Origin of the sequence: uncultured Campylobacter sp., from assembly GCF_963517995.1 — a bacterium.
GTDB lineage: Bacteria > Campylobacterota > Campylobacteria > Campylobacterales > Campylobacteraceae > Campylobacter_A.
Genome location: NZ_CAUQHQ010000111.1, coordinates 1 through 7,471, shown reverse-complemented (window position 1 = coordinate 7,471; position 7,471 = coordinate 1). Strand labels below are relative to the sequence as shown.

Below are 7,471 nucleotides of genomic sequence, written 5' to 3'. Positions count from 1 at the left end.
CCCTCGATTAGCCCACTCATGAGCCCTCCTAAATTTGAAATGCGTTATCATAACTTAAAAATAATTTAAACCATGATACTAAAAAAACGATCTAATAGTAGCGTAAATTACTTTAAAAACTTTTTAAAAATTTGTATATTTTTTATTTAAGATTATATAAAGTAAAATACCGCAGGCAAGCATTAAAAGAGATAAAATTTGTCCCATTGATAAATTTAAAAATACGAAACCCAACCCAAAATCAGGCTCTCTAAAGAACTCGCAGACAAATCTGGAAAAGGTATAAAGTATGGCATAAAGAGCGATAAGCTCGCCGTCGAATTTCTTAAATCGTCTATAAATAAAAAGAATAGCAAAAACGACAAGCCCCTCTAAAACGGCTTCGTAAATTTGCGAAGGATGGCGCATCTGTCCCGCGACGTTGATCGCCCATGAGACATCCGTGATACGACCGAATAGCTCTTGGTTTAAAAAATTTCCGATACGGCCGAAAAAATATCCAAGCGGAATGCTAAGCGCGACAAGGTCTAAAAGCTGCCACAAATTTTGCTTAAATTTACGGCAAAAAGCCCACGTCGCTATCAAAAATCCGATCACCGCGCCGTGATAGCTCATGCCTCGGATACCGACAAATTCGCCGTTGTGAAAGGGGTTAAAAATCTGCCAAGGATGAGTGAGATAATAAGCGGTATTTGGATCATAAATGACGATATAGCCGAGCCTTGCGCCCAGTATCACGCCGATTTCCACCCAGAAAAAGTAATTATCGAGTATGGAGTTTGAGATAGCGATTTTATCGTGTTTGACGATAAATTTAGCCATCCAAAGTGCCACCAAAAGCGCTAGGACGTACATTATCCCGTACCAGTGCACCTTGATGCCAAACAGCTCAAACGCGACGGGATTAAAATTTATATAAAAGTCGTTCCACCAACTCATCTAGGCACGACTCTCACTTTTAGCGTATTTTCGATACCGCTCGCAAAATCCTCGAAAAGATAGCCCATCGCGCGGTAAAATTTACTTTTCGCTTCGCTTTGCAGGACCGGAGCTAGTTTTTTGGCGTACGGTAGCAGATACGAGCTTAGCAAAACGCCTAAAATTTCCTTCGTTAGCTCGTCTTGTTTTAGCTCGACGATCCACGAAAAAAACGAAAGTTCGTTCGTGAGGCTATCAACTGCACTGATATTTAAATTCGGGCTAAATTTGCACTTTTTATAAAAGCCATCAAGCCTTGCCTTATCGCCTTCAAAAAAGAACTCCGCGTTAAAATATTTTTTCAAATTCGCAAAGTCTTTCGCGATATCTTCGATGCTTTCGCCCTTTATCGACTCCTCGTATAGCGCGCGTCCTTTGGCGTTTGCTTCGCTATCGTTTGTTATTATCCATTTTGGATTTTTATTTAGCTCGCTAAAAAGCTTCGCGCTCGGCGGCAGAGCGAAATTTAGCGCAAATACCCTTGCGATCACAGCGTAAAATTTACCTAAATTCATCATTTTCCTTTTTTTGCGGGATTTTACAAAATTTAGGCTAAATTTTAGATTTGCTTAAATCGTAATCTGATCGAATTTAACACGACAGTAACCGAGCTAAAGCACATCGCAGCAGCACCGTAAACAGGCGTTAGCATGAGTCCTAACGGCGCTAGAACTCCGGCCGCGACGGGGATGCAAACAGCGTTATAAACAAACGCCCAAAACAAATTTTGTTTTACCGTTTTCATCGTCTCGTTGGCCAAATTTATCGTAGATACCGCGCTTTTTAGATCGTTTTTTACTAGCACTACGTCGCCGGCCTCTTTTGCGATATCCGCGCCGCTACTCATCGCGATGCCCACATTTGCTTGCTTTAACGGGGCGGCATCGTTGATACCGTCGCCGACAAACAGCACCGCACCCTCTTCTTGCAAGCGTTTTATCGTTTCAAATTTTTCATTAGGCAGCATACCGGCAAAGACCTTTTCTATGCCCAGCTTGCCAGCCACGTTTTTAGCGGTGAAGGCGTTATCTCCCGTTAGCATCACGGGCGTTATACCGGCGTTTTTTAGGCTTTGGATAGCCTGCACGGCGTCGTCCTTTACCCTGTCGCTAAGCGCTATAAATCCAACGTAAATTTTATCCACGGCCGCAAGTATTACGCCATTTCCTTCGTTTTGCGTTTTGGCGATTTGCTCCTTGGCCTGCGCGCTTATCTGCACGCTAAGCTCGCTCAAAAATGCCTCGTTGCCTGCTATCACGCTATCATCGTCGCTCTTTACGCCGCGTCCGGCAATATTTTCAAAGCCCTTTTCATCGCCTAAAATTTTAAGCCCTAGCTCGTTTGCGTATCTAACGATCGCAGCAGATATCGGATGCGAGCTTTTGGCCTCTAGCGCGGCGATTTTGGCTAAATTTTCATCGTTTATATCGGTAAAATTTACCGAAATTTCGCCCTTGGTTAGCGTTCCGGTTTTATCAAATACCGCGTATTTTACGCCGCCAAGAACCTCTAAAACCTCGGGATTTTTAATTAGGATTCCGTTTTTAGCGCCTAGAGATAGCGAGGAGACGATAGCTATCGGGGTAGCTAACCCCAGCGCGCAAGGACACGAGATAATCAGCACGCAAACCGCGCTTAGCACGCCTTGAAGCGCATTTCCCGTAAGCGCAAACCACGCAAAAAACGTAACGACGGCGATAGCTATCACGATAGGCACGAAGATATTTGCCACGCGGTCGGCAAAGCGGCTAATAGTCATCTTTTTGCTCGACGCATCGCTTAAAAGCTCTAAAATTTGCGACAAAAGCGTTTGATTAGCGAGCTTTGTAACCTTTACGTTGATGTAGCCGTTTAAATTTATGGTCCCGGCATTGACCTCGTCGCCTTGTTTTTTATAGACGGGCAAGCTCTCGCCCGTTAGCATCGAGGTATCGATCTCCGCGCCGCCGTTTATCACGACTCCGTCGCAAGGCACCGCGTAGCCGCTCTTTACGACCGCGATGTCGCCTATTTTTAGGCTCGCGGCATCAACTTCTAGCGCGCTACCGTCTTTTTGTAGTACGAGAGCGGTCTTTGGCGACATATTCATGAGCGATTTTATATAATCGCCCGCGCGGGTTTTTGAGCGCTCTTCTAAAAATTTACCCAGCAGCACGAAAGCCGTTATCATGGCTGCGCCCGAGACGTAGAGGTGGCGCATGTTTTCGGGTAGGTGCTCGCCCGCGATAAAAACCCCCAGCGAATACGCAAACGCCGTGCTTGTTCCCAGCGCGACGAGTACGTTCATATCGAAGTTTTTATTTTTTAGCGCGCCGTAAGCATGGATGAAAAAGTCCCGCCCGCACGTAGCTATCGTGATAAAGGCAAGCACCAGCATGATAGCTGATTTTGCCGCGCTTGGCTGCTCGCTCATCTCAAGCGCCATGATCACCGCGCTAAAAGCCGCCGCAGCTAGGAAATTTCGGCGTAAATTTAAGATATGCTTCTCGCGCTTAGCCTCAAATTCCGCCAAATCCTTTGCCACACCGTAGCCTAGTTTTTTTATTTTTTCCTCTATCGCGGCTTGTACTTCGGCGTTTTCTATGATAAATTCGCCCGAGCCGTTTGCGAAGCTAACCTTCGCGTCTATCACGCCGGCTATTTTTTTAGTTACGCGCTCGATGGCGTTTGAGCAGTTTACGCAGGTCATACCCGCGATGTTTAGTTTGATATTTTGCATCAAATTTTCTCTATGACGCTAAATCCCAAATCATCCAGCTCCTCTTTAAATTTCGCCTCGTCCTTGCCGTCTAAATTTACGCTCACGACCCTCGGCTCTACGCTAAGATCGACCTTTATCTCGCCGTATTCGTCCTCAAGAGCGTTTTTTATGGTGTTTGCGCAGTTTTCGCAGTGGATATTAGCAACCTTAAATTTAGTCATTTTATCTCCTTTGTCATATGATAGTATTTGTGAGAATTTATGATCATTTCGCAGTCGGTCTCAAAGCCCAAACGCTCGTAAAAAGCCATGGTTTTAGGCTTTTTTTCATCGACGATGAGAGCTACTTTTTTGATATTTCGTTTTGGTGCGAGAGTGAAGATAAATTTGATCAGCTCTTTTGCGATGCCTCGTCCGCGAAATCTCTCGTCCACGGCAAGACTATCGATATATAGCTCATCCGCGAAGCACTCAGTCTGCGGAAATTTATTTAAACCAAGCTCTCGCAAATGCGTCCTAATGGGCCCATCTAGCGTTTCGATCTCACCTCCGTCGTAAGCACAAATCGCCCCCGCGATCTCGCCGTCAAATTTGAAAACAAAAACGTTGTTATAGCTTAGGCGGTTTATCTCGCTTCTAAAAAATTTATGCAGAATTTCATCGCTCTTAACGGGATCGCTCACGCCGCTAAGCGTAAAAGCGATGTCCTCCATGGCTAAATTTAGCAGCTCTATGCAGCGCGCGGCGTCGTCTTTTCGGGCATTTAAAATCATACGCGGATTATAGGACTGAAAGCTAAATTTTTTGCTAATACGCTCAAAACCTCGCGTTTTTAAAAAAATGCAAAATTTTTTTAGATATAATTGGGAAAAAATTTTTAAAGGAACGAAATGGGACGAGCGTTTGAATATAGGCGCGCCGCGAAGGAAGCGCGCTGGGACAAGATGAGTAAGGTTTTTCCAAAACTCGCAAAAGCCATAACAGTAGCGGCCAAAGAGGGCGGCGCCGAGCCTGATATGAACCCGAAACTTCGCGCCGCGATAGCAGCGGCCAAAGCGCAAAATATGCCAAAAGATAACATCGACGCGGCGATAAAACGCGCCAGCGGTAAGGATAGCGCGGATATCAAGACTATCTTTTACGACGGCAAGGGCGCTCACGGCGTGCAAATCATTGTAGAGTGCGCTACCGATAACCCGACTCGCACGGTCGCAAACGTCAAAGCGATATTTAGCAAAAACGGCGGCGAAATTTTGCCTAGCGGAAGCCTAAATTTCATGTTTACGAGAAAGAGCGTTTTTGAGCTTGATATGCCCGCAAAGGAGCTTGACGAGATCGAGCTAGAGCTCATCGACTTTGGTCTAACCGAGATCGAGGAGGAAGACGGCGTGCTTTATATCTACGGCGATTACGCGAGCTTCGGAACTCTTAGCGAAGGTATCGAAAAGCTGGGATTAGAGGCTAAAAAAGCTAGCCTGCAATACATCGCAAATTCGCCCGTAAGCCTAAACGAAGAGCAAATGAGCGAGGTAGAAAAACTGCTTGATAAGCTCGAAGACGACGACGACGTACAAGCTGTTTATACTAATATCGAATAAATTTAAGGAACGAAATGAGAAACGACGAACTAAAAATCTACGACATCGACGCGGCCGAGCTTGCTAAGCTCAAATTTGCCGTGATCCATACGGAAAAGGGCGATATGAAGCTCGAGCTCTACGGCGACGAAGCGCCGCAGGCGGTGACGAATTTTGCCACTCTTGCCAAAAGCGGCTTTTACAACGGGTTAAATTTCCACCGCGTGATCCCAAATTTCGTGATTCAGGGCGGTTGTCCGCACGGCACGGGTACCGGAGGGCCTGGCTGGCGCATCAAATGCGAGTGCGTAGGTCAAAAACATAAGCATAAGCGAGGGACGCTATCTATGGCGCACGCCGGACGCGATACGGGCGGCAGTCAGTTTTTCGTCTGTCACAGCGCGCAGCCGCACCTCGACGGCGTACATACGGTGTTTGGACAGATCGTGGACGAGCCTAGCCTAAAGACTCTAGATAACATCAAGCAAGGCGATAAGATAAACTCTGTCGAAATTTTAGAGAGTTTGTAAATTTAATAAAAATCGGGCGGCAGTTTGAGCTCTGATAATCCGCGCGGTTTCGTTATTATGCGATTTATTAAAATTTTAAAGGATATTTCTTGAATCAAAACGCTTCAATCGCGGCAAAGCCGCAAAAACCTTTTATAGTTAGACTACTTACCAATCTCGCGTTTTGGGTAATTTTCGGTATCGTCGCGGGTATCGCCGTGGGCGTATTTTTCCCGGATTTAGGCATACAGAGCAAGCCCGGTATCGATTACTTTATCAAAGCCCTAAAAGCGCTCATCGGCCCTATCATCTTTTTAACGATAGTCTCGGGCATCATAGGGCTTGAGAGTATGAAAGATCTAGGCTCTATCGGGCTTAAAGGATTTATTTACTTTGAGGTCGTAAGCACTATCGCGCTAGCCGTGGGTATAATTTTCGGCGAAACGCTAAAACCAGGGCATGATATGCACCTTGACTATACGCAGCTTGACGCCTCTAGCGTGGAAAAATTTACGAGCCAAGCCTCGAGCATAGACGCAAATAGCGGGCTCATAGCCCATACGCTTCATATTTTGCGCGGCGCGGTGCCGGTAGACGGCATCTTCCCTTACGTACATCTGCTTGATCCGTTTATCAAGTCAAATACGCTGCAAGTGCTATTTATGGCGATCGTAACGGCGGTTATTATATCTTTTTTAAAACACGATCATAAAAGCAAAATCCTAAAACCACTTGAGATAATTCAGCACTGGGTGCTAAAACTACTTACGATTTTGATGCTATTTAGCCCCGTCGCGGCGTTTTCGGCGATGGCGTATTTGATAGGTAAATTCGGCATCGGCTCGCTAATAGGCATGCTTGAGCTGCTTTTTGTTATGGCGCTTGCGAGCTGCTTTTTTATCTTCGTAGTTCTCGGCGCGATTTGCTATTTTGCGAAGGTCAATATCTTTAAATTTATGCGCTTCATCGCAAAAGAAGTCTTGATCGTATTTGCGACGAGTTCCTCCGAAACCGCGCTAGCTCCGCTCATGCAAAAACTAGAAGCCGCGGGCATCCACAAAGGCGCAGTCGGGCTTATCATACCGACTGGATATTCGTTTAATCTTGATTGCACGAACATCTACTTGTCGCTTAGCGTTATTTTCCTAGCTCAGGCCTTCGGTATCCCGCTAAGCATCGAGCATCTGATACAAATTCTCATCATCTTGATGGTAACTAGCAAGGGCGCAGTGGGCGTCACGGGTTCCGGATTTATCGTGCTTGCCGGTACGCTTGCCGCGCTTCCTAGTGCAGGTATCCCCGTAGTTACGGTTGCGGTACTGCTTGGCGTGGATAAATTTATGTCCGAGATGCGCGCGGTAGGAAATCTCTGCGGCAACGCCGTAGGCTGCCTAATCATCTCGATCTGGGATAAAAAAGTAGATATGGAGAAATTCCGCTACGCGCTCGATCACCCTGACGAGTTTCACTTCCATTCGTAAATTTAAGGCGACGAGCTTTTAGCTCATCGCCTCGCTCAAACCGCTCAAACTAAAATTCGTATTTAAATCCCGAAATCCTACCCTTATCGTCAAATTCGATCAAAAGCTCTTTGTCAAATTTAGCTACGATTTCGTCTTTTCCTCTTTTTAAAAATCCGCCCTTTTGGGTATTTTCATCAAATTTAACTCCGTTAAATTCCAAAAAGCTTTTGATAAAAATTTTGTG

General features: G+C 45.7%; 8 protein-coding genes. 3 read left to right on the top strand and 5 right to left on the bottom strand.

Annotation, left to right across the window (positions count from 1 at the left end):
- Positions 1–123 precede the first annotated feature (123 nt).
- The 5 genes from lgt to RYL88_RS10055 are packed head-to-tail and all read right to left on the bottom strand — an operon-like array spanning position 124 to position 4,451.
- Complete coding sequence (gene lgt, locus RYL88_RS10075; RefSeq protein WP_314991015.1) at positions 124–939, bottom strand: prolipoprotein diacylglyceryl transferase; 816 nt, start codon at positions 937–939, stop codon at positions 124–126.
- Complete coding sequence (locus RYL88_RS10070) at positions 936–1,493, bottom strand: hypothetical protein (RefSeq protein WP_314991013.1); 558 nt, start codon at positions 1,491–1,493, stop codon at positions 936–938. Before RYL88_RS10070 ends, lgt begins: the two co-directional genes overlap by 4 nt.
- A gap of 44 nt (positions 1,494–1,537) precedes the next feature.
- Positions 1,538–3,697, bottom strand: a complete 2,160-nt coding sequence (locus tag RYL88_RS10065) for a cation-translocating P-type ATPase (protein WP_314991011.1) — start codon at positions 3,695–3,697, stop codon at positions 1,538–1,540.
- A complete protein-coding gene (locus RYL88_RS10060) occupies positions 3,697–3,900 on the bottom strand; it encodes a heavy-metal-associated domain-containing protein (protein WP_314991008.1) in 204 nt (67 codons plus the stop codon). Before RYL88_RS10060 ends, RYL88_RS10065 begins: the two co-directional genes overlap by 1 nt.
- Positions 3,897–4,451, bottom strand: a complete 555-nt coding sequence (locus RYL88_RS10055; RefSeq protein WP_314991006.1) for a GNAT family N-acetyltransferase — start codon at positions 4,449–4,451, stop codon at positions 3,897–3,899. Before RYL88_RS10055 ends, RYL88_RS10060 begins: the two co-directional genes overlap by 4 nt.
- Positions 4,452–4,568: 117 nt before the next feature.
- Here RYL88_RS10055 and RYL88_RS10050 point away from each other — a divergent pair, with 117 nt between their 5' ends.
- The 3 genes from RYL88_RS10050 to RYL88_RS10040 all read left to right on the top strand — a co-directional run bounded on the left by RYL88_RS10050 (position 4,569) and on the right by RYL88_RS10040 (position 7,245).
- Complete coding sequence (locus RYL88_RS10050) at positions 4,569–5,276, top strand: YebC/PmpR family DNA-binding transcriptional regulator (RefSeq protein ID WP_314991004.1); 708 nt, start codon at positions 4,569–4,571, stop codon at positions 5,274–5,276.
- 14 nt (positions 5,277–5,290) lie between these two features.
- The gene (locus RYL88_RS10045) at positions 5,291–5,785 is read left to right on the top strand and encodes a peptidylprolyl isomerase (protein ID WP_314991002.1); all 495 of its coding nucleotides are present in this window, start codon (positions 5,291–5,293) and stop codon (positions 5,783–5,785) included.
- Positions 5,786–5,874: 89 nt separating this feature from the next.
- A complete protein-coding gene (locus RYL88_RS10040) occupies positions 5,875–7,245 on the top strand; it encodes a cation:dicarboxylase symporter family transporter (protein WP_314390209.1) in 1,371 nt (456 codons plus the stop codon).
- The last annotated feature ends 226 nt before the right edge of the window (positions 7,246–7,471 follow it).